This window comes from Goodfellowiella coeruleoviolacea, from assembly GCF_024171785.1.
Taxonomy (GTDB): Bacteria; Actinomycetota; Actinomycetes; order Mycobacteriales; family Pseudonocardiaceae; genus Goodfellowiella; species Goodfellowiella coeruleoviolacea.
In genome coordinates this window covers 97,949-120,192 of record NZ_JAMTCK010000009.1, presented here as the reverse complement: position 1 = coordinate 120,192, position 22,244 = coordinate 97,949, and the positions used below count along the sequence as shown (strand labels likewise).

Annotated in this window: 15 protein-coding genes and 1 pseudogene; 6 read left to right on the top strand and 10 right to left on the bottom strand. The window is 66.1% G+C overall.

Annotated features, from left to right (window positions below; all coding sequences use genetic code 11):
* Window positions 1-40: 40 nt before the first annotated feature.
* Genes LX83_RS20190 through LX83_RS20175 form a run of 4 tightly spaced genes read right to left on the bottom strand, consistent with a single transcriptional unit; the run spans window position 41 to window position 8,796 of the window.
* The gene (locus tag LX83_RS20190; RefSeq protein ID WP_253773705.1) at window positions 41-2,731 is read right to left on the bottom strand and encodes a pPIWI_RE module domain-containing protein; all 2,691 of its coding nucleotides are present in this window, start codon (window positions 2,729-2,731) and stop codon (window positions 41-43) included.
* Window positions 2,728-6,156 carry a pPIWI_RE_Z domain-containing protein gene (locus LX83_RS20185; RefSeq protein ID WP_253773703.1) on the bottom strand — a complete coding sequence of 1,143 codons (3,429 nt, stop codon included), beginning with the start codon at window positions 6,154-6,156 and terminating at the stop codon, window positions 2,728-2,730. Before LX83_RS20185 ends, LX83_RS20190 begins: the two co-directional genes overlap by 4 nt.
* Window positions 6,149-7,204, bottom strand: a complete 1,056-nt coding sequence (locus LX83_RS20180; protein WP_253773701.1) for a pPIWI_RE_Y domain-containing protein — start codon at window positions 7,202-7,204, stop codon at window positions 6,149-6,151. Before LX83_RS20180 ends, LX83_RS20185 begins: the two co-directional genes overlap by 8 nt.
* Entirely contained in the window at window positions 7,201-8,796 is a 1,596-nt protein-coding gene (locus LX83_RS20175; RefSeq protein WP_253773699.1) for a PD-(D/E)XK nuclease family protein, read from the bottom strand. The genes LX83_RS20180 and LX83_RS20175 overlap by 4 nt, the downstream gene beginning before the upstream one ends.
* A 42-nt stretch (window positions 8,797-8,838) precedes the next feature.
* Between LX83_RS20175 and LX83_RS20170 the strand changes: the two genes are divergently transcribed.
* The gene (locus tag LX83_RS20170; RefSeq protein ID WP_253773696.1) at window positions 8,839-9,729 is read left to right on the top strand and encodes a serine/threonine protein kinase; all 891 of its coding nucleotides are present in this window, start codon (window positions 8,839-8,841) and stop codon (window positions 9,727-9,729) included.
* 26 nt (window positions 9,730-9,755) lie between these two features.
* Here the strand turns inward: LX83_RS20170 and LX83_RS20165 are convergent, their stop codons facing one another.
* Window positions 9,756-12,380, bottom strand: coding sequence for an AfsR/SARP family transcriptional regulator (locus LX83_RS20165; protein ID WP_253773693.1), 2,625 nt, complete (start codon window positions 12,378-12,380; stop codon window positions 9,756-9,758).
* Window positions 12,381-12,656: 276 nt separating this feature from the next.
* On the opposite strand from LX83_RS20165, the gene LX83_RS20160 reads away from it, so the two are divergent.
* Window positions 12,657-12,833, top strand: a complete 177-nt coding sequence (locus LX83_RS20160; protein ID WP_253773691.1) for a hypothetical protein — start codon at window positions 12,657-12,659, stop codon at window positions 12,831-12,833.
* A gap of 187 nt (window positions 12,834-13,020) precedes the next feature.
* On the opposite strand, the gene LX83_RS20155 is transcribed toward LX83_RS20160, so the two are convergent.
* The 3 genes from LX83_RS20155 to LX83_RS20145 form a co-directional block, all read right to left on the bottom strand.
* A complete protein-coding gene (locus LX83_RS20155) occupies window positions 13,021-15,099 on the bottom strand; it encodes a hypothetical protein (RefSeq protein ID WP_253773689.1) in 2,079 nt (692 codons plus the stop codon).
* A 203-nt stretch (window positions 15,100-15,302) separates the two neighbouring features.
* On the bottom strand, window positions 15,303-17,402 hold the full coding sequence (locus LX83_RS20150) for a hypothetical protein (protein ID WP_253773687.1): 2,100 nt from the start codon (window positions 17,400-17,402) through the stop codon (window positions 15,303-15,305).
* Window positions 17,399-18,304: a 5'-methylthioadenosine/S-adenosylhomocysteine nucleosidase gene (locus LX83_RS20145; RefSeq protein WP_253773685.1), complete on the bottom strand. Its 906-nt coding sequence runs from the start codon at window positions 18,302-18,304 to the stop codon at window positions 17,399-17,401. Before LX83_RS20145 ends, LX83_RS20150 begins: the two co-directional genes overlap by 4 nt.
* 302 nt (window positions 18,305-18,606) lie before the next feature.
* Here LX83_RS20145 and LX83_RS20140 point away from each other — a divergent pair, with 302 nt between their 5' ends.
* The gene (locus LX83_RS20140) at window positions 18,607-19,341 is read left to right on the top strand and encodes an NUDIX hydrolase (RefSeq protein WP_301328584.1); all 735 of its coding nucleotides are present in this window, start codon (window positions 18,607-18,609) and stop codon (window positions 19,339-19,341) included.
* A 19-nt stretch (window positions 19,342-19,360) separates the two neighbouring features.
* On the opposite strand, the pseudogene LX83_RS38745 reads toward LX83_RS20140, so the two are convergent.
* Together LX83_RS38745 and LX83_RS20130 are read right to left on the bottom strand one after the other, a co-directional pair.
* Window positions 19,361-19,780: pseudogene (locus LX83_RS38745) on the bottom strand (NUDIX domain-containing protein); the annotation flags it as partial.
* 202 nt (window positions 19,781-19,982) lie between these two features.
* Entirely contained in the window at window positions 19,983-20,684 is a 702-nt protein-coding gene (locus LX83_RS20130) for an NUDIX hydrolase (protein ID WP_253773681.1), read from the bottom strand.
* A gap of 707 nt (window positions 20,685-21,391) precedes the next feature.
* On the opposite strand from LX83_RS20130, the gene LX83_RS20125 reads away from it, so the two are divergent.
* From LX83_RS20125 to LX83_RS38740, 3 genes are read left to right on the top strand one after another with little or no spacing between them, the layout of a single operon-like run.
* Complete coding sequence (locus LX83_RS20125; RefSeq protein WP_253773679.1) at window positions 21,392-21,631, top strand: hypothetical protein; 240 nt, start codon at window positions 21,392-21,394, stop codon at window positions 21,629-21,631.
* 6 nt (window positions 21,632-21,637) lie between these two features.
* Window positions 21,638-21,838 carry a hypothetical protein gene (locus LX83_RS20120; protein ID WP_253773677.1) on the top strand — a complete coding sequence of 67 codons (201 nt, stop codon included), beginning with the start codon at window positions 21,638-21,640 and terminating at the stop codon, window positions 21,836-21,838.
* Between the two features lie 60 nt (window positions 21,839-21,898).
* Window positions 21,899-22,108 (top strand): DUF2399 domain-containing protein, encoded by a 210-nt coding sequence (locus LX83_RS38740; protein WP_407649627.1) that lies wholly within the window; start codon window positions 21,899-21,901, stop codon window positions 22,106-22,108.
* Window positions 22,109-22,244: the final 136 nt, after the last annotated feature.

The following is a 22,244-nucleotide window of genomic DNA, read 5'->3' as shown; positions in this document are numbered from 1 at the left end:
CACTCGTGTGGGTGCGGTCACTCAGCAACGCGGCAGCTGATCAAAACGGTTCGGTCGGCAGGACGTACTCCTCGACAAGCTTGGCCCAGTGCAGGACAGCGGGTTGTGCCAGCGGAACGTAGTCGTCGACGTAGCGTTGCTGGTGGGCGAGGGCCGCCCAGGTCGCCGGGTCGTCCGGTTCACCAGTGCGGCCCGCCGCCGCCAAGGCGGTCGAGGAGAGACAGCCCGCGACGGTGATCTCGACGTAGCGGGGATTCCACATCCGCTTGGCCGGTGTGGTCGCGTTGGTGCCGTTCGGCAGCAACTTTCTCGTCCTGCGGTTCATCCCCTTGACCGTGTGGGGTACCTCCGCTGTGCTGGCGAACACCCGCTCGTCTATCACCGATTGCCCAGATCGCCATATCTCTGCGGAAAAGCCCGCCGCATCGTGGTCCGGCGTCATCGCGTACCACTGAGGGACCTCGGTCCGGCTGCCACCGGTGCGGATGAGGATCAGGCGCAGGTCCGACCCCAGGACTGCCAACCGCTGCGGCGGCTCGGCACCGAAGGCGACCATGTCCCGTTCCAGCTCGGAGTTGCGGATCCCCGGCCACCACAAGCGCATGTTCTCCGAGTTGACCATCAGCGCCGTGGGCCGGTCCCGCAGCTGGTACAAGACAGAGCGAATGCGGCGCTGCGTGGACGCCTGCCCGTCCTTCAGCACATTCGTGGACCTGCGTTCAACACTCGGGCGGACAGCGGCGACCTCCGGCATGGACAACAGGTACTGGCGGTACGGCAGCCAGCGTTTCTGCCCGTCGTGCCAGCCTTCGACCTGGTAGTGCCCGTCCCGGGGCTCGACGCGGACCACGACCAGCTCGCGGTGCGCGTAACGGGTCACATCGCGTGCGCGTCGTCGCGCGGTCCACATCCCCACCATTCGGGTGCCCTCGGGCAGGCCGCTCAGACGTGGTGGAGCCGTGGTCACCGCCCCCAGCTGGCGCAGGCCGTCGAGGCAGGCCATCCTCGCCCGATGAGCCAGCCCCTCGCCGTCGTCCAGCCTCTCGATGAACTGGCTCAACCGGCCCGCGCTGGCGCATCCCAACCGGATAGCGGTCTTCGGGTCAGTGCCGGTCGCGACGAAGCTGTCCTCGCCGTGCAGCTCGACGAAAACCACGCCGGCCTCTCGGGCGGGGTCGAGATCCCGCTCGAACAACCCACGTACGAGGGCGCGGCGGTGCTTGATCTCGGCGGTGAGGTGTTTCCTCCGGTCAGTGCCCTTCTTCGCTCCGGCCAACGCGGAGGCCGCGGTGACATCGAACTCACGGCACATCACCTCGATGGTGATACCGTCCCCGGTCCACATCCATGTCGCATCGCCCTGTGCGCCGAAGTCCGGGTTCGGGAGGTCCAGCAGCGCGCACAACGCGGCCACCAGTTCGTCGCGGGTCCGCTCCGTCTGCCAGTGGATGTCGACCTTGAGAGGCGCGCCGTCAAGCGCCCGTGCGAGGGCGGCCCGCCGTTCGGGTGCCATCCGCCGGTCCAGGGCCGCCCTGCTCTCCTCGCTGGACAGCCGCTTCTCGACACGTAGGGCCGGCTTGGCGGCATGCCCGGTGCGGACCATGTCCGGAGTGCGCCGGAACCACGGGCGCAGGTTGTCCTCGACCCACCGATCGAGTTCGGCCCGCTCGTCGGGTCCGACCCCGGTCTCGATTTCGTGGTCTACCAGGCCGTTCCGGTACACCACACCGGCCTGGACTCCGCCAACCCCGGCCAACCAGACGCCTGGGTTCGCGACGACCTTCGCGGCGGACGGGTACTGACGCATGATGTCCAACTGGGGTAGCAGAACGGCCAGGCTCCCCCTCCGCCACCGGGCAGCGCCGTTCGCGCCGTCCCTGATGAGGAAGTTGCCGGACATCCTCGGAGTGTGCCGCTGCCCGTTCAACCACGGGGGGTCGATCGCGAGGAGGGCCTGGACGCCCCTACCGCCGGGAATGAAGACCGGGTCGGTTATCCATCGGCGGATGCCGGTGGTCACGTGTACCCGGAACATGGGCGAGAACGGCACAGTCTGCACGGTGATGCCAATGACGAGGGAGTAGAACCAATCACGGCGCTTCCGCCTGCTCGACTCGGGGGGCCAGGACACCAGTTCCGTCCCCTGGCCCCTGGTGACCACCCGGAAGTGGCTTCCCCTGCCTTTCAGCACAGACGGTCGGGACGCCAGGTGCGCCGCCAGGACCTCCGGAAGCAGTTGGTACAGCCGTCGGTCCGGCACCGCCGTGCCTCCCCGGGAAAGTCCGGATGCGGTCAGGTCCACGACCTCGTCCTCCCAGTTCGGAATCGAGGTGCTCAGTGCCGTGGCCACCTTCAGGATCGACTCCTCGATCTCCAGCCTGCGGCTCGGGTCGAGGTTTGGTCGGTGCGGCCCCAGCGTGAACGCCCAGGTGTTGACCACCGCCGCGACGAGGTCGACAGGCACATCGTGCTCGGCGTAGAGCCAGGGCGTCGACGAGTCGGTCGCGGCGCCGCGGGCCGTGGCCACCACTCCGGGGGCGACGGTGCGGAACAACTTGTTGAGTTGGTCGATCGGCAGGGTGGTGGGGTCGTTCACCCGTTCCCGGCCCAGCCGGTGCAGGGCAAGCGCCTCGTCGCGCCAGTCGTCGCCGAACCTGATGGTGCGGAAGGTGTTCAGCCACTGCTCACCGGAAGGCTGGTACGCGGCGAGTGTGATCTTGTCGTACTTCACTGGGACTCCCCGTTGGTCGGTGTGCGGATGCATCGGTCGATCGCGTGCCAGAGCGGTGCGTAGAGCGACTTGACGATCGCGCGTTCGCGCGGGCTGTGTTCTCCTGTCTGCCCGGGATTCAGGTACTCGCCGAGCACTTCGTGGATGCTGAGCAGCAGACTGGTCTGCGCGTCGTCGTGATCTGTGATGAGCACCTTCTGTCCCGGGATTCGCTGCTGCTGCAACGCCTTTGCCGTCCCGGGTGCGAAAGCCGCGTCCACCAACACCACTCGGGCTTCGACACCGCCGCGCACGAGTCGACCGATCACCTGCCACATCAACACCAGGAGGTCCCAGGTGACGCTGCCCCGGTCGTCACCGAGCCTGCTCCACGCCAGGCTCCGGCCCATCACCCGGTACCACTCCTTGCGGGCGAGGTGGCGCAGTTCTAGGCCGGCGGCGCCGAGCGACTCGGCGGCACGCACGCGTCCACGGAACGACCCGTCCGCCATGCTCCTGGTGACCCAGTCGTTGATCGCGTGGATGGCGAGTCCCAGGTCGTCGGGACGCGGGTTCGGCCGCGCGAGGAAGTACACCGTGCCGATGGCGGCTTCCTCCTCGTTGCCGTCGAGGATGTTGTGTCCCCGCTCCACTGCCAGCAGTGGAGCGACCAGGATCGTGGCGGGGAGTTGCGACAGCCTGCTGACGTCTCCGCGTCTCAGGGCGGGGGCGGCGTTCTCGTCCTCGTCCTCCCGGTCCGGCTCGTCGTCCGGCACCAGCCGGACCACCCGGTCGCGCTGCATCGCCTGGGCGATGGCGTCGGCCACGATCTTCGCCTCGTCGTAACTGCCGGTCAGCACCAGCAGGTGGCGCCGGTTCATCGGTAGGGAGGCGAGTTCGTACTTGAACCGGCTGTAGTCCTCGTCGTCGCGCTCGGCGAAAAACGCGACCATCTTCCGCAGGATGTCGGGCCGGTCGTCGGGGTCAGCGCCGGAGAGGGTCAGCGGAACCCCCGCGTACCTGGCGAACTCCAGCCGGAACACGCTGTCGTTGGTGATCCGTTCCATCGTTTCAGGCGACGGTTCCAGAACGAGGTCCACCGGCTCGAGGATGTGGTAACGCGTGGATTTCCCCGCCCAACTGCTGCCCGACATGAGCAGTACCCGGCTGCCCGGGTGACCGTCGGGATGTGGGATGTCCGGGATTCGGTTCAGTAGGTCCCGACCGACTCCGCTGCACCGGAACAACCGCAGCTCACCGCTGCGCACCCCGCCGGTGTCGCGCCCGTGGGTGCTGAACTCGAAACCCAGGATGTTCCCCATAGGCGCTTCCGGCACCATGGGGCCGTAGTCGAGCGGCCTGCGGTGCAGGTCGTTGAACTTCAGGTTGAGCGCCGCTTGGACCAACGGCCACATCCCGGTCAACAGCGCCAACGCGGGTTCGAGGGCGCAGAGGAAGACCGTGAGTTCGAGCTTGTCGGCTACCTGTGCCCACTCATGCTCGTCCTCGGGCCAGCACAGCTGCGCACTGTCACCGAGCAGAGTGGAGAGCACCTCCTGGACGCGGCTCCTCGTCCACTTCGATCGCTTTGTGTGGATCAGGCCGTTCGCCAGCTCGACCAGGGCCTTGGCCTCATCGCACATGTCGGCACGCTGGCCGTGCGGATCTTCCCGGAATTCGTCGAAGACCTTGTGGAGTCGGGTTTTCGCCGCCTGCACCTGCTGGACGGTCTCCTCGTCAGGCTCGGGTCTCGGCTCCTTCTTGCGTTTGCCCTTCCCCGTCTGCCTCTCCAGCACGTCATCCCTGTCCGTGAACAGGAAAGTCACGAACCTGCTACCGAGCTGCCAGGCGTTGAAGTAGCTCCACGCCACCCACTCGCGCAGCTCCCAGTTGCTCACCAGCAGGGCGTAGATCCGGTCGGTAACCATCGAGGCCGTGTTCAGCGCCGAGGTCCAGTTCTCGACGTCCCGGTTCGACAACTGAACGCGTTGGCCCGCCGCCAGCTCCTGGATCTTGTGGGTCCCGAGTTCGTCGAGCCACGAGACGCTGGCTTCCCCCGCCAGCGTGACCGCCGGGGCGAACATGTGGTCGAGCTGCATCTGCACCCGATCCGCCTCGTCGACGATGACCAGGTGGCTGCGCCGGACGGCCAGTTCCAGGTAGCGGATCCGTTCGGCGTTCTGTGACCTCGGCACGGCACCATCGATCAGACCTGCGGGCGTCGCCACCCAGATGTCGGCATCGACGAGGGCGCGGGCGGACCGATGCCGAGGGCACTCACCCCAGAACGGGCACGAGTGGCGCACCTGGGTGTAGTCCGGAAGCTGTTGGTCGGGGTTTCTCGGCTTCCGCTTCCGCTGCCGGCGGAGGAAGTCGCACGGGGCGTCGTTGTAGGAGACGAGCCGGTCGTCCTCGCCGAGCAGCGCGTTGAGCGCACAGGACGTGCTGAGGTAGGCGAATGCCGGGTCATCGTGTGCGAGCGCGTTTCGCTCACCCTTGCCCGCGATCCTGCGGTGCAGTCGCTGGGTGTGCTGTTCGCGGCTGGTCGCACCCAGCACGGGTGCGGCGGCGCAGCCGAGCTGGGTGAACATCTCGACCAGGGAGAGCACTTCCGCGACGTCACCGACCACGATGGTGACTCGCATCTGCTTCTCGGTGACCAGGTAGTAGGTCAGGGTGTCGCGCAGGGTGCTCTTTCCCACGCCGACGATGCCCAGCATGTGGAAGATCCGGTCGATGGTGAAGGACCTGACAGGTGTGTCGCCGTCTCCGGGCATCAGAAACCGGGCTTTCTCAAGTCTCTGCTTCCATTTCCGCGGAACGATGTCGTCCATTCGCTCCGCGGCTTTCAGGAGCGCTTTGCGGGACACCACTATTGGCTTGCCCGCGCCGGATGGCCACTGGGTCAAGTCGTGCCGCGGGAAGGCGGCCGACTGGACCAGGGGAATCCGGACGGTCATCTGGTCACGCCCAGCGAAGAAGTGGAACGTGTCGTCCACGGCGATGTCTGTGCCCCGCCGCTTGAACGGAGGGGCCTGGTCGAACAGGAACTGGTACACCGCCCAACGGTGGGACGAGACCGCCACCGGCCGCCGTTCGACAGGCGACTCGATGCTCCGCCAGCCGTACCCGGTGAGGTCGTCGGGAAACAACTCGTACTGCTCCAGGGCGTCCCGCCACGCCTGTGGACCGCCGAAGTTCCACAGGGTGTACCGGGCGGCGCGCCGCATAGCGACCTTCTGGTCGTCCAGCAGCCCGCGTTCCTCGGCGAACGGGTAGCCGCTGAAGAGCGTCCAGGCGTCGCTGACAGGTGCCGACCGGTCGACGAGCTCGGCGAGGTACAGACCCGCTTCGATGGTGCAGAGGCGTTCGGCCTGGTGACGCCTGAGACCTGCCCCGACGAGGTCGACGATCACGTCCTTGAGAACTGTCGCGGGATCACGCACGGGCTTTCACCTTCCTTGCGGCCCGTTTCACCTCGGCGAGAAATCGCCGGGTGCTGAGCAACGTCCAGTCGCGCCCGGTGTTGTGCCGGTCGAAGACCGCGCTGTAGTCGGCTCGCCGCCGCATCACGTCCTCCGGAACCGTCACGACCATTCGAGCCACACCCGCCAACACGCCCCACGACTGGACAGCCTCGGCGAGCAGGACGGGTTGGGTATCGACCCGGACCACCAGCGCCCATGTGGCCCCGGACGGCAGGGTGACCACGGCGTGGACGAACGGTTCCGGCGCCATCCGGACTTCGGCGCCCACGGCCAACAGCGAGGCACGCAGAGCCTGTTCGGCTCGGCCAGCGGGCACCAGCGAGAGGCGGGTCTCGCGGGGAAGCGCCTTGATGTCCTTGTCCGCTCTCTCCTGTTCCTGTTCCTGTTCTTGGGGAAACGCATCGCAAGACTCGCTTTCACACCATCCAGCGCCGTCCTTACCCTGGGAGGCGAAAAGACCACAGGACGGACAGCGCAGCTCTGGCCGGAGGTCGACGTACAGGGCTTGGACGTGCTGCCAGATCCGTCTCATCTCTGGCCGGGTGAGGAATCCAGGCCCCGCGTGGAGGTCGATCACGGGGTTCTCGATGAGGAAGTCCCGGTACGTGGCCCAGGCGGAGTGGCTGCCCATGGCCAGGCGAAGCAGCACAGAACTCGTGGTCTCGTCGGCACCGGTGTGCAGGCCACTGACCGCCCACTCGACACACGTGCGGCTGGGCTGCCGGGTGTGCGGGTTGATCAGTACCGCGTCAGGCCCGCCGCAGTCTTCGGAGATCTCGATCGGCCACTTGCTGAACGGCAGCTCGCACAGCCGCATCAGGTGGGGCACACCGACCGGCGGCTCGCGGCCTTCGCGCAGGCAGGCCAGGACGATGCGGTCCAGTCCGAGCTGTGCGTCCGGCGGGTAGGGCAGGGCGTACCCACCGCGGTGGAAGTCGCGCATCGCCAGCACTCCGCGCGCGATCTGGCGGACGAGATCAGCGCCTGTCAGGTCGGGCGGCGTCACCGAACCACCGCCCCGTCCTTGGCGCGGCACCAGGCCGCCACCTCGCACCGGGTGCAGTGCTGGACGGCGGGCTGGGCTGCGAACAGGTCGTCGGCCCGCCACCGGTGGACCATGTCCCGGATCACGGCTTCGGCGTTCTGCCGCACCCGGGGAGTGAAGGGGTCAACCACCTCCAGGTCGACCCCGCCGGGGCGCAGCACCTCCAACTCGACCCGACTTCGCGCCCGGGACCCGCCGAGTTCGCCGCGGGCCAGGACGAGGACACCGAGGGCGAGCTGCGGATAAGTGGACAGCAAGTCCGTACCTCCCCGGTGCTCCCGCGCGCTGGTCTTCACCTCGCGCCAGACCCAGGAGTCCCCGTCGCGGTAGAGCAGATCCGGTTCGGCGATCACCAGTACCTGGGCCTGCCCGTCCTCCCAGGTCAACCTCGGCTCGACGCGGACCGGAGCGTCGGCGGGCAGGTGCTGCAGGGGGCACACCTCGGCGTGGTGGCGCAGCATCTCCCTGCCTGAGGCCAGCTCGTTCACGGTGAGTTCGTGGCCGCCGGCACTCCAGTTCGCACCGAGATCGACGACGCACGGGCCGCTTGTGCGATCGGCGTGACGGGCGGCGAGCAGGGCATGGATTGCGCGGCCCCGCCGGGAGGCATCGCTGTGCTCGACGGCACGGCTCGTTGGGAGGTTGAGGCCGCGCAGGTGTGCTCGGGCGGGACAGGCCTGATAGGCCCGCCCGGTGGTCACCGACCACGTCCGCCGAGGCCGCCCGGAGCCGTCGACGCCCAGCAGCCCGTTGGCCCTCGGCAGTGCCGGGCACCGGGAGGCGAAGGCGCACCGCAGGCACGCGGTGCCTGGCTGGTAGCCGTGCCCGTCGACGATCTCGGCCAGGACGCCGCGCCCGTGCTCCTCGTACGCGCTCACGGCCCGCTGCGGTGTGTCGTCGAAGAGTGTCGTCGGCTCGTCCGAGTCGGGCGTGAAGGCGACCACCCGCACGCGTTCAAGTCGCTCATCGGGCGTGGCGCGGGCAGCGACGAACGCGGCGATGGCGACCTCGGCGTCCGCACGGGCTTCGGCGTCCGCACGGATGCCGATCAGCCGCAGCTCGCGTACCCGGCGATCCACCGATTCGTAGCAGCGTCCCCACGCGCTGATTTCGTAGGCGTACGCCCCCCGCACGCCCGGCTCACACACCTCCACGCGGTAGGTCCACCGCTTCGGGACGAGTCGGAGCCGGGTTTCCGGGGTGTCGTCCTCCCGGCTGAAAACCTCCACGTAGCGCCGGACAGCGTCGGAGGTCCACTTCTTCAGCCCGTCGTGCAATCGGGGGTTCCGCTCGACGGCGCAGAGCACGTCCGACATGGCCAGCGGCCTGTACTGCCGCTCGACTGCGTCGAGGCTTTCCATGAACGGCCCGAGCGTGAAGTGCTGAAGCCTCTCCCTGGCGGAGGCCTGTCCCTGCCGCACCCTGAGGCCAGGGCGAGCCCGGATGGCCTCGGCCATCGCGCACTTGTATTTTTTCCCCCTCGGCGCGGCGGCGGTCACCACGATCGTGGTCACTGCGCCGCTGACGCCTTCGGGCGGCTGCCACGGCAGCATGCTCCTCCTCTGCTGGTTTTGGTTCGTGAAAGGGGAAGGCGAGTGCGCAAGGGTGACTGTGTCGCAAACCGTTACGTCCTCAAGCAGAAACTCGGCGAAGGATCGTTTGGCGCGACCTTCGCCGCTTACGACACGCGTTTGGACCGACAGGTCGCCATCAAGTTCCAACACTTGCGCACCTTCGAGTCGAACACCGAGTTCAAGTCGAGCGAAATGGGATTCAAAGACGAGGCGGATATCCTCAAGCGCTACAAGGGAAGCCGTGGGATACCCGAGTACATTGGAAGCCAGAGGTACAACGAAGGACGGTTCATCGTCATGGAGATGATCAATGGGGTGACCGTAGACAAATACGCGAGCGCGGGCAACAGTCCCATGGAACTCGACATCGCCGTGTCGATCGTCACCCAAGTCGCCGAAACAGTCTCACTGTTGCACGACACAGGGTATGTGCATCGCGACGTCAAACCCGGCAACGCCATGATCGATCACAGCGGTAATGTCTACGTCATCGATTTCGGTTCGACCTGGGTAGCGGGCCACAGGCCCCCACTGCGTGAGGGGACCCCCGGATTCGCCGCCCCCGAACAGGCGAAGCCTGTGGCGATAAACACGAGCGCCGATGTATTCTCCATGGGGTGCATGCTCGTCAAATTTCTCACCCTGCACCTGCCTTACCAGGAAGATTATTTGGCACTTGCGCGCAAGGTGAAGCTTGCTCCACCGCAGCCGGACCTCACCTACGTGCCCGCTCATCTGAAATCCGTCATTGGGGACATGATCCGCTGGGATCGCCGGCTCCGGATCCAGACTGCCGCCGAGGTTGTCGAACGCTTGAGGCCTTTTCTCCCTGCTGCGGGTGCCCCGCCAAACCCCAAACTTGTCGGCGCTGATCCGACAGCGCGGTACCGCCGTCCCGCCGCTGTCAGGTGAGTAGCGACTCAAGTAATCCCAGGCGGTCATTCGAGTGCCCGCAACCGCTCAGCGACCTCTCTGGCTGCCGGATCGGAAAGCTCCTCGAACAACTTCACGGCCCGGGTGAGGGCCAATCGGGCTCTCGCCGCGTCCCCCATCGCCGCAAACCCGTCCGCCAGTCGGCAGAGGGCCCGTGCTTCGTTCTGCTTGTAGTCCAGACGACAGAAGATCTCGACTACGGATTGGTAGTAGTCCACGGCGACCTCGGGTTCTCCCCTGGCGAGCTTGATGTCGCCGAGGCTGTCGAAGACGTTCGCCCGCCCGTTCTCGTCCGTCGAGGCCATGGACACCTCGAGGGCCTCCTCGCAGAAAGCCAAGGCCTTGTCCACGTCCCCGCGGTCCCAGAAGGTGCAACCGATGCCGTTGAGGCTCACCGCCGCGCCAGCCGCGTCCCCGTGGTCGCGGTAGATCGCCAACGCGTCCCTGAAGCGGCTCTCAGCCAGATCCGGCTCCCCGTTCTCCCGGTGGACGACGGCGAGGGCATTGGAACTGTGCGCGTAGCCGAGAGGATCAGCGCCGTGATCGCACAGCGCGATCGCGTCGGCGAGGCGGATCTTGGCGTGGTCGAGCCGCTTCAGTCCCTCGTCGGCCCTGGCCCGCATCCGCAGCACCATGGCCATGTCGCCGGGATTGGCCACCCGCTCGGCGGCCTGGAACGCCTTCTCCAGCATCCTGCCCGCGTCCAGGTAGTGGCCTCTGCGCCGCTGGTAGGTCGAGATGACGACGGGCAGCAGCCAGGTGTATCGGTCCAAACCCAGGGATTCGGCCTGGTCCACGGCTGCGGTGATCACGTCATACTCCGCGTCTAGCCAAGCCATAGCAGCCTGTGGACTCTCCGGGGCGACGATGGGAATACCGGACGGCACACCTCCGGTCGCGACCTCACGCACCGGCGAGATCACGCGGTCACACGCCCGCGCGTTGTGCAGCAGGTGGTCCAGAATGCGTTCGACCACCACGCGGCGCTCGGCAGCGGACTCGGCGGCGGCACGTTCCTCAGCGAAGTCCCGCAGGAGGTCGTGCATCGCGTACCGCTCGTACGAGACCTCCTCGATCATGTGCGCGGATCGCAGTTCAGCCAACGCGTCCTGACTGTCGGACTCGGCGAGGGCTGACAGGACACCGACGGCCACCCGGCTGATGGACGGGCCTCGGTGAACCCCGAGCTTCCAGAACAACTCGGTGGCACGCGGACTCAACTGGGCCAGCGCGGACTCGAACACCCCCCGCACGTTGAGTTCGGCCTCGTCGTGGCTGAAGGAACTCAACCGGTGGACTGCCGACCGCAATTCCGCGACGATGTGGGCCAGCGTGAGGACGTTCCTGGCCGCGATCCGGGAACCGAGGACGACCACCGCCAGCGGCAGGCCCGCACAGTGGCGCAACAGCTCGCGCGCGCTGTCCGGCTCGGCTTCCATTCGAGCACGGCCGATCACAGAAGCGAGGAGTACCGCGCACTCGTCTGCGTTGAGGCGAGGCACGTCGAAAACCGAAGCGCCCACTACCGCGCGGAGGCCGGCGAGCTGGTTGCGGCTGGTCACGATCGCTGCGCTGGGCCCCGGGCCGGGCAGCATCGGCCGCACCTGGTGCACGTCCCTGGCGTTGTCGAGGACCACGAGGACAGCCCGTCCTGCCAAAGCCGTGCGGAACGCAGTGCTCAACCCGTCCTTAGCGCGAGGAATCTTGACCTCCAGATCATTGAGGAACCTGATCAGCACCTGCTCGGGCTCCGCCGGTTTGTGGGTCGAGAAGCCGTTGAGGTCGACGTACAGAGTTCCGCCGGGGAAGTACTCCTCACGGGTCTCTGCCCACCGCAGCGCAGCAAGGCTCTTGCCCACCCCGGCCGGCCCGGTGAGTACGCAGATACGCGGTCCGCCGCTCTGGAGGAGCGCGTCGTCAATCAACCTCAATTGGGTGTCCCGTCCGACAATGCTCGTCCGGTGAGCGGGGAGTTGCCTCGGCGCCATCTGGCCCGCCGAGCCGGCCACCACCTGGTTCCTGTTCGCTAGCTGCCTGGCGTACGCTTCCTTAATCTCGGCTACGAGCCCCGAATACCGTTCGCCGGACCACGGCTTGATAAGCCTGGGCAGGTTCGTCTCAATGTTCGCTATAGCATCGACTTCGCACTCGGCGGTGATGTAGTCGACACACGCGGACTTCCACATCTCCACGAGTTCGCCCCGGACACCATCGAAGCCAACACCGTCAATGTTCGCCAACGGTGGACCGCTCCACAGGTCCATGCTCTGCAACAACTGCGTGGCACGTTCGGCCCCGACAGCGCCTCTGGCGGTCTTGAGCAGCTCCTGGAAGCGGTGGAGGTCGACCTCTTCGGGCTGCACGACCAGGCAGTACGTGCCCGGTCCGACACGCCGCACGGTGTCGTATCCGAGGGCCGCGCGGAGCATGCGCACACACTGCTGGATGTTGTTGTCCAATCTCTCCCGGCTCCCGGGCCACAGATAGCCCCGAATGGTGGCCAAATCAGCAGTAAAGTCAGGAGACAAGAGCAGAACAGCCAGGAAAGCGGTCACCTGGGGCCGCAACCGTAGCGGCGGGGAATTTTTTTCCAGCACGGCAGCAACCTTTCCGAGGAGCCAGAACTTCATTCGATCCTGCCTACCTTGACTAGCGATGCCGTTCGTTCCATGAATCTCACCAGCCCACCGGCACACGTGTCCAGCCAGATGGCGTTCAGGTCTTGTTCAGGTTTTGATCAGAGCTTTTCGCAGCACTTCTGGCCGTGCATGTGAAAGACTGGGTCACAGCCGGACACGCACCGTTACAGCACGACTGAGGATTCACTCATGAGTGCTACCGGTCACCGATAGTCCCGGCTTCATCCGCCCCGACAAGGGCAGCTTGATAAGACCCAAGGAGAAACAATGCTCATCGTTTACGGTGCCGCGCTCCTCACCTGCGGGGTGCGCCGCGGCACGTCCTTTCCGTCCCGGCGCGGCAAGGGGCGGCGGGAGGCGCGCCCCATGCCGACGACCCCGACGCCACGTCCCGCCTCGGCACTCGTGCGACGCGCCGACCAGAGCCTGACCAGCGGCTACTGATCGTGGCACAGACCCCTGGGGTAGGCCGATGAAGCGGGCTACCCCAGGGGCTTGCTCGTCAAATCCGATAATCAGCTCGCGCCGCGGCTGTTCCGGCCGGCGACCCATGTCCACAAAGGACGTGACCGAGGCGACGAATCGGCACGTGCCGCCCGGACACCGCACCTCGGTCAGGACCAGCAGCCGGTCACTCGTACCAATCGCGCGACCACTGCTCCCGGCGTTCCTGGTCACGGGCGATCCAGTCAGCGCCCTCCGCGGCCACCGCCTCCAGGATCGGCAGTGCGGCATCGATGCCGGAGGTCTGCAGCGCCACATCGAACAGCTCGGACTCGTCCTCGACGCTGTCGTCCTGCTGGTTGCGGAAGTTCTCGGCCACCACACTGATGTCCCTGCCATTGACCAGGGTCAGGTGGAACGCGCGACTGCGCAGCCGCTCCACCTCCTCGGCCTGCGGCCCTTCACCCCTGGTGGCCCGGAGGCCTCTCTCGGTGACGCTGGCCGACGCCAGAGCGTCGTACCTGAAGAGGTGCCGGCGTTCATCCCAGGCGACGCCGGTGAGGAAGTCCAACTCGATCCTCGTCTCGCGCACACCGCTGAGGGTGAGCAGGAAGACCTGCACGACATACCGGGAGAAGCGCGGTGGGCCGTGCAGCACGCGCGCTCGCAGGGCACCTCGTGCCCCCTCCGTCATCACCACATGCGTGACCAGATTACGAGCGGACAGGTTGGCGCGCTTGATCACGTTGTCCTTCAGGTACGCCTTGTCCATGGCCAACCAGTGGGCCATCTCGCCATCGCTCGGTCGGTCCGCCAGGACCCCGCACCACTCCTGGTAGGCATGGTTCTCAGCCTCATGGAGGCGTTGGGCGTCGTGGCGGAGGATCACGTGAAGTTCCTGTCCTCCCTTGATGCGCAGGGCACCCCGTGCGGCGAAGAACCCGCCCACGCCGACGAACAAGGGCGGCATGAAGCCACTGCCGAAGAGCAGCGCCAGCAAACCCAGTGCTCCAGCCGCGACACCGATCTGGAATAGGTGGTTGTCGCGCGGCTCGACGGGGATCTGGTTGCGGGCCAACATGTTGTCGCGCCACCCGGCGGCGATGTGTTGCGCATGCCACCGAATCAGCCAGTTGATCGAGTTCGCTGGGACTTGCGCGTTCCCGTACTGATCGACGAAGCGCTGCTTGAGGTGCGCCCTAACCCCCGCGGTGTAGCCGGGCCAGTCGCCGGCAACGTGCGGGCGCACCGCCGAGAAGGAGCTGTCGACCAGCCGGTGAACCTCCTCGACGAACGCGGTGCTGACCCAGTGGCCCGGTGAACGCGGCACCACCGGATATTGCGGTGGCGCGACCTCCCGCCGCTTGACGGCGTTGCGCAGCTTCACCGCCTCCCTGGCGCCACCATGGCGGTAGATCAGGTAGCCGGCACCCGCCAGGAAAGGGAAGCCAAGCAGGATGTCGATCAGGATGCTGGTCGCCGTCGCGTTGACCAACGCCGTCACCACGCCGAGCAGGACCACGGCACCGCCGACAACCACACCTCCCACGTTGCCCTGCCCAGCGCGCGCTGGCGGGGGTGGATATAGCAAGGGCTGCGCGGGCTCGGGTTCGAAGAACTTCCAAGCTCGGGACACACGAGCGGACTTCATCCGCTCCGTCACGACGCGGTGGGAGTGTTCCGCGTCAAGTCGCTCCTGCACTACACCGCTGAGGATCATGCCCAAGTGTTGGGCGATCTCGTCCTGCCTCGCCTCCGGGAGCTTGCCGTACGCGTCGAGGACGTCCTCGATGTCGTTGTTCCCCGGCTCGCCCGCCACCTCACTGTGCACGCTCCGCATGAGGCGCCAGGCCACGTCAACCGCCTCACTCCACGCGTCGCGCGATCGTGAAACACACATCTTGCGAACGCTGTTGATGCTCCTCAATAGCGCCCCGTCGAGGTCGTGGAACGACCGGTCGCTGACCATGGAGAGGAGGTAGTGGTAGGCGATCTCCGTCGACACGTGCGCGTCGTCCCACAACTGTCTGAGGATTTGTTCGGCCTCGCGCGGGGTACCCCCGCTGAGGAAGTTGCGGGCGACTTCGTACTTGCGCTCAGGTCGATCACCGTGGTTGATGTGGTAGGTGCGGCGGTCGTGGTGGATCGTCGTGTCGCCGTAGTGCGCGCCAACCTGCTGACCGACGTAGGCGCCGGAATGTGCTTCGTTGTGGTTGTCCACGTGAGCCTGACCCGGGAAGGGGCCGTTCCAGTTCGGCGGGATCATCGTCCCTCCCGGTCAATGGGCATCGGATATGTATCCCGACGCGAGATGAAGATCATGAGTCGTCTCCACAACGACGCCCCCAATACAGGCGTCGTCCTTGTTCTACCTGGTTGTGCGGGAGGCGAACCCGCTGCGCGGCCTGGCCAAGCAGCTCGCACCGGCGACCGGATGTATGCGGCCTGGGCGCCGTGCGGAGTTGGGCCTCAGCCCGCGACGGCAACCTCGTCCCACTCGCGTGACCACTGCTTGCGGCGGTCCTGCTCGTGGGCAATCCACCCCTCCCCCTCGGCTGCGATCGCTTCGAGGATGGGAAGCGCGGTCTCGATGCCCGACGTCTCGTAGGCGGCGTCGATCAGCTCTGAATCGCTCTCGTCTTGGTGTTGCCAGCTCTTGAAGCTGTTCACCTTCATCTTGATGGCTTCGCCGTTGCTGAGGACCAGGCGGAACTCCCGACTACGCAGGTTCTCCACGTCCGAGTCCTGAAGTGCGTTCACACCCGTGGTACGCACGCCCTTCTCAGTCACCTTCGCCGACACGACCGCGTCGTACCGGAACATGAAGCGCTCTTCGTTCTTCGCCTCTCCCGTGTGTGCGTCGAGGTGGAGGCTGACCTCGCGTACCCCCTTCTGTGTGAGCAGCAGGATGCGGACCCGGTAGGCGGAGTACCGCGGCGGCCCGTACTCCAGTCGGCCACGCCGCGCGAAGGGAGCGCACTCGGTCAGCACCACGTACTCGATGACCTGGTCCCTCTTCAGTCCAACGCGTTTGATCACGTCCGATACCAGGTAGAACTTGTCGAGCGCGTGCCATCGCGCGATCTGAGCGTCGGTGGGCCGGTCCGCCAACTCGGCGAGCCGGGCGCGGTACGCATCCATCTCCTCGTCGTACAGAGCGTCCGCCTCCGCCCATGCGGCAAGATTCGCCCGTCTTGTGGCCGCAAGGCGCACTCCGTGCCGCACAGCGAACCATCCGCTGAACGACAAAATGGTCACCGGCAAGAGATCCCGCGCCGAGAGAGCGTCAATCAATCCCGCCAGGGCGACGAGGACGCCCAGACCGCAGCACATCACCGTGCCGGAGTTCACCGCCAAGCCAGTCCTGTTGGCGGCCTCGTGCCCATCCCCTCGTATCTGTGCCCGCTTCGCGTGCCACTCGACGAGCCACCTCAGGTTGGCGGTCTTCACCTCACCCGGCAGGTACGATCTGACGAGGCGTTTCTTCAAGTAGGTACGGTAAGTCCTGTGCGGCGCCTCGCCCTGCTGCTCCGCTGAGGCCCCCGTTGCAGATCCGTGCTCCTTGAAGAGGCGGTCGACGAGCGACCCGATGGTCTTGCCGAATGCGGTCATCGAGTGGAGGTCGCCCGCGGGGTTGCCTTCGCCCTCCTCCCTTTGCTGCATGAGGTCGTGTCCACTCGTTCCATGTCGAACCTTGGCGGACTCGATCACGACGCCGTAGCGGAACACGAGGGTGGCCCCCGTGAACATCAGCAACAGCTCCGGGAGCAGGCCAAGCCTGAACGGTCCGGTGACAAGGGCGGCCAGTCCGATAAGGACCCCGACGATCCCGAAGATCGTGCGGCTGCGGTCGCCAGGCCCGGGCGACAGCAGGTCCGGCGGATACGGCTTCGGCTCGGCAGGTGCGGCCTCAAAGAACTTCCAGGACTGTTTCGCACGCTCGGGGGCGATCCGCTCCCGCATCATGTGGCGCTTGAGATCGGCCTCCCACCACTCCTGGGTCAGTCCCCTGAGGATCACGTCCATGTGGCGAACGATTTCCTCTTGTCGAGTGAACGGCAGTACCCGTAGGGCGGCGAGCACCTCCGTCCGGTCACCCCCGGGCGTGCCGCTGTACTCCCGCCTCACCCAGCACAGCAATTCCCACACGGCGGTGAACGCTTTCGACCAGGCGTCGGTGGGGAACGAGAGGCACATCTTGTACGCGTCCTTGATGCAGTCGAGCAGCTCGCCGGACAACTCGGTCAGCGATCGCTCGCTTATCACGGACAGGGTGTAGTAGTAGGTCCGCTCGGTGGTGATGTGCCCCTGCCTGAGCAGCGTGGCGAACACCTCCTCCGCGCGTCGCGGGGTGCCTCCGCTGAGGAGGTTGCGGGCAACCTCGTGCCTGCGCTCGGGCGGATCACCCTGATTGATGTGGTACGTGCGGCTGTCGTGGTGGATTGTCGTGTCGCCAATCTGGACCCCGATCTGCTGGTCGACGTGCGCCCCCTCGGCCGCCACGTTCTGGTTGTCGACCTGCGGTACGGCATCCTCGCCTGGCAGCACTGCCCCGTCTTCCGTACTCACCGCGGTCCCTCTGCCCACGTGGACCGGATGTCTCCGAAGTGGACACCCATCTGCTGGCCGACGGTGGCGTTGTCGCGCGCGATGTTGGTGTTGTGGATGGTGGGCAGTGGCGGAACACTGCTCTGCGCCTGTCGGTCGGAGCCCTCGCCGTTCTCGTCGTCCTTGTCCTCGAGCGCGGCGATGAGGGCGGCTGCGAAGGCGGCGGCGTTGCGTGCGGCGAGGAGCTGGGTGCCCGCGCGGTCGCTGGTCGACTTCGTGCCGTCCGCGTGGTCGCTGATGGCGCGGATTGTCATCATCGGGACGTTGCCGCTCAGGTGTGCCGCGTGTGCGAATCCCGAGCTTTCCATCTCGATGGCGACGGCGTCGTTGTAGTTGCTGCGCAACACCTGCGCGAGTGCGGACGTCCTGGAGTTCAGCAGCACATCACCGGCGGCGATCGGGTCGAAGTGCACGTCGGGCCGGACGTGCTCGCCACGGTCCGGCAGGTACGGGTACCAGGAGTCGCCACGCAGTCTCCTCGCCCGCTGTTCAAGGGCATGCGAAACGTCCCAGGAGCGTGGTCGCGCCAGGTCACCGTCGTCCTCGCTGCGGGCGCCGTGGTGCGAGTAGACCTTGGTGGCCACGACAACGTCACCGATGTCGAGCCAGTCGCGCAAACCCCCTGCCACGCCGACGAACAGCATGGCGGCTGGGGAGAACTCGGTCCGGGCACGCTCGGTCAGCGCCGCGGCGGTCGTGGTCCCGGGCCCGGTCAGGCCGAGCGCGACCCGGCGGCGCGGGTTGTTGGCGAGTGTACCGACTTCAAAGAGGGTTCCTGCGGCGTGCTTCCGCACGTCGACATTGGTCAGGTGCTCGAGCACCGCCTGGTGTTCGACATCGAGCGCGGTCAGGATAACGAACATTCCTTCACTCCAAAGCGATACCGCGAACGCGGTCCCGTTTTCATCGTGCGTGAGGACATGCGGAGGGCGAGTTCCGCGACTCAGCCAGGCCTGACTCCCGACGACAGCGCTCATCACAAGTGGTTTGAGCAGAAGAGAACGTGGTGCGCTGCTCGGGTGCGCGAGACGCTAACGCAGCAGGACGATTCTCGTCAAATTGACGATAAAGTGGATCATGCACTCACCATCCTCGTGAGTAAAGTGTTGCAAGTGGACGGTGTTTACCCAGGGAAAATCGCCCACAGTTACCGGAAGAGACGATCATGAACGACGACACATGGAAGGTTCCCGAGATCGCGGTAGCCGTCGATCTCGCCGTGTTGACCGTCCTCGCTGACTCACTCCAGATCATGCTCGTCGAACGAGGTATCGAGCCCTACCTCGGAACGCAGGCCCTGCCCGGCGGGTTTCTCTCCAGCGTCGACGAAAGCCTCGACGCCGCCGCCGAACGCGAGCTGACCGAGGAGACAGGATTGGACCCCGTCGGACTGCACCTCGAACAGCTGCACACCTACGGCGCTCCGGACCGGGACCCGAGGCAACGAGTCGTGACTGTCTGCTACCTGGCGTTCGTCCCTGGGCTACCACCACCCGTGGCCGGAGGTGACGCGCGGTCAGCCGCCTGGGTGCCGACCAAGACCGCTCTACATCCCGGCACCGAACTCGCTTTCGACCACAAGAAGATCATCGGAGACGCGGTCGAGCGAACTCGGAGCAAGATCGAGTACACGACGTTGGCGGCCGCGTTCTGCGGCCCCGAGTTCACCGTGACAGACCTGCGCCGAGTGTACGAGATCGTATGGGATGAAAAACTCGACCCGCGCAACTTCCACCGCAAGGTCACCGGGGTCGAGAACTTCCTGGTCGCGACCGGTACTCAGACGACCCGCCAGGGCGGACGCCCCGCCGCCCTCTACCGCCGTGGACCGGCTCGCCTGCTGCATCCGCCGATGCTGCGCCCTGCGGCCCCGAAACCGGACGCCAGCCAAACCTCCTGACGACCGCGTCCCGAACGATCTCCCGGTGGTCGAAGGCGACTTCGACCTCGACGGACAGGAAGTCCTCGACGGGCATCCACCGCGCCGCATGCGCGTCGCTTCCGCCGGATACCGCCGGCACTCCGGCCACGTAACCGTGGAATGCCACACTGACCACTTGTCCGCGCGGATCCCGTCCAGCCTCCGCGTATCGACCAAAGCGCCGTAGGCGCTGACGTACCACCTGGATGCCGGTTTCCTCCTCGAGTTCCCGCACAGCCGCCTCCACAGCGCTCTCCCCCGGCTCCACAAAGCCGCCTGGCAGTGCCAGCGCCGCACGGAACGGCTCCTTGTCGCGTTCCACGGCCAGGATCGCCAACTCGCCGCCCAGTCGGCTGAACAACACCACGTCCGCAGTGAGCACACGAGTCGTGGCACACCGGTCACCGTTGCCCGTCATGCCACCAGGCTAGGTTGTTGTCATCCTGACATCAAGCGTCAAACTACTTAGATTCCGCACCGTTGAGCCAATTGTCATGTCAACAAAAACGTCGCGAGGCACCGTGGAGAGCTAGAGCCTTACCCGGTCTGGCCGTGCAGCGCGCCGCCTCGGCGCTAGCGGCGGGCACGGCGCTCGGGCACGATGACAGGTGTACGACGGCTCAGACGTCACTCGAACGCGGCATCATCATCGGCGGCGAGAGAGTCGTCGCTTCGCCGGCGCGGTAGAGGGCAGCCGGTCGACCATTACCGGTAGGACGTTTGCCGCCAGTCGGAACGATGAAACCGTCCGCGTCGGTGACCTTGCGGTGGAAGTTCGACTTGTCCAGCTTCACCCCCCAGATCACCTCGTAGACCTTCCGCAGCTCAGCGATGGTGAACTCCTCGCCGCAGAACGCGGTGGCGATCGTCCGGAACTGGAGCTCGGCCCGCGCCAACTCCAGGGCGTCACTCAGGATGCGGTCGTGGTCGAAGGCGAGCCCCATCCGCTGGACCTCGACGACCGGGAGCCAGTGCGCGGACCTGGCATCGGATCCCGCGGCGGGAAGCGGCAAGTCAGGAGCGATGGCCAGGTAGGCACACGTGACGACGCGGGGGCTACGGGGATCCCGGTCGGGGGCGGAGTAGACGCCGACCTGCCGCAGGTGGAGTCCTTCCGCGCGCATACCGGTTTCCTCGGCGAGTTCCCGCGCAGCGGTCTCGTCAAGGCTTTCATCACCACGCAGGAAGCCACCTGGCAAGGCGAGGTGCCCCGCGAACGGTTCGTTCCCCCGCTCCACGACCAACACGCACAGCGTGCCGTTCCGGATCGTCAGGATCACGAGGTCCGCGGTGAGCGTGACAGTCTGCCGAACGCGGCTCATGCCCACGAGGGTACTGAGCGGATAAGCGAACGCAGGAGCCGCGGGGACGTCGAAGCGCGCGAAGGGGTCCTCCTGATCTCCGCACCTGGTGGCCCAGCCGGCGTGTTCTTCGGTTCTGCCACGGAAATTCAGCCTCCTCCAAGGTGCTGAACCGAGGCGTCTGGGGCTCAGCCGTCCATGCCCAGGTAGCGGTTCTGGTCATCGTCGGGTCCGCACTACCGTCAGGGTCAGGTTCGAACAACCAAGGATGTCCAGGCCCTGAAACCGTGCGCACAGCCTGTCCCAGCCCAAGCCGTTCTCCTGCTACCAGACAGTGATTCGCACGCAGCATTCACCCTCGAACTCGCAACCCCACAAATGGCCAGCCTGTGCGCTGTGAGTATAAGAGCGAAGCTAGCATGGTCGGACCGCTACCGTGTTGCGCATGTTCGATGCCTTCACTCGGGACGATCTCCTGCTGTCGATAATGTCGGCCCTTACCGCAGAGGAGGTTGGCCTGGAATCGGCCAGAACGCGTTCCATTCGACGAAGGGCGACGTCCGGGCGAAGTTCACCGCACCGGTGAAGGCGGGGCTGACGCAAATGGCTGCCCCTGAGGTGTTCATCGAGATACTGGAGCACCCAGAGCAGCTCAGCAAAGCTGATCTTGAGAAGTTAGTGCGGCCCGCCGCAGACGGTTTCCTGCGCTTCTCCCCACCAAGGCCGAGTTGCTGGACCAATTGGCCAGGATCCGTCGGCGTCAGGAGCTGCTTCCGGCGTGCATCCGCCGAATCGCCCCAAACGGCAAGCCCATCTCAGCGCCTGAAGCGGACTCGATCGACGCCGAGCCGGATCGGCCGCTTGCGATTGCCGCGCTTGCCGAGATCGGCGAGGTGACCGTCTGGCTTCCCGCAGCGGGACAGGATCGACCGGAGTTGGCAATGACACCGGGTGGCATCGGTGGATGAGAGGCGATGCTGCATGCCGACCGCGTCCTCGGTCAACTGGCGGCAATGCTGTCACGTTCCGGTTGGGTTGAACTGGAGCAATCAACATCGGCCGGCGGTCTGGAGCAGTCACTGCTGCGCCGCGGCCAGCCGGTTGTGCTGACGCTGCGCCAGCTCGTTAGCGACTCCCCGCGCTTCCCCCTGGCCTGTCAGGTTGTCTCAATCTGAGAAACCAGTGGCCGTGGCCACCGCCGCAGAGAAGCTCGACAGTGACTGCCTGCCGCGGGTGTGCACCAGGGGTCAGCCCGGGCCACTGTCATACATCTGCTGCACCGGCTTGCGAGCGTGGCAGCCGTTCTTCGCTACCACGGCGACTTCGACTGGAATGACATCCACATCGGCAACGTCCTGTTCGGTCGAGACCGACAAGGGGAAAGAACAGGTCAACGGGGACTGAGGCGCAGATATGGTCGCATGGGTGATCGCGGCGCAGGCTGAGGAGCGCGGAAAGGCGGCTGTTCCGCTGTGAGGTGATCACATGTGTTTCTCTGTCGGGATCACAGCCATGATGCCGGCTTTTGCCACCCGCAGGCTTGCGTGTCCAAGACATCGCCATGACCGGGCACCGACCCCA

Bases quoted from the DNA above. Each gene is read 5' to 3' on its own strand.
- LX83_RS20175 (WP_253773699.1), bottom strand. From the start codon at position 8,796: ATGCTGCCGTGGCAGCCGCCCGAAGGCGTCAGCGGCGCAGTGACCACG.
- LX83_RS20165 (WP_253773693.1), bottom strand. From the start codon at position 12,380: ATGAAGTTCTGGCTCCTCGGAAAGGTTGCTGCCGTGCTGGAAAAAAAT.
- LX83_RS20160 (WP_253773691.1), top strand. From the start codon at position 12,657: ATGCTCATCGTTTACGGTGCCGCGCTCCTCACCTGCGGGGTGCGCCGC.
- LX83_RS20155 (WP_253773689.1), bottom strand. From the start codon at position 15,099: ATGATCCCGCCGAACTGGAACGGCCCCTTCCCGGGTCAGGCTCACGTG.
- LX83_RS20145 (WP_253773685.1), bottom strand. From the start codon at position 18,304: ATGTTCGTTATCCTGACCGCGCTCGATGTCGAACACCAGGCGGTGCTC.
- LX83_RS20140 (WP_301328584.1), top strand. From the start codon at position 18,607: ATGAACGACGACACATGGAAGGTTCCCGAGATCGCGGTAGCCGTCGAT.
- LX83_RS20130 (WP_253773681.1), bottom strand. From the start codon at position 20,684: ATGAGCCGCGTTCGGCAGACTGTCACGCTCACCGCGGACCTCGTGATC.
- LX83_RS20120 (WP_253773677.1), top strand. From the start codon at position 21,638: ATGCTGCATGCCGACCGCGTCCTCGGTCAACTGGCGGCAATGCTGTCA.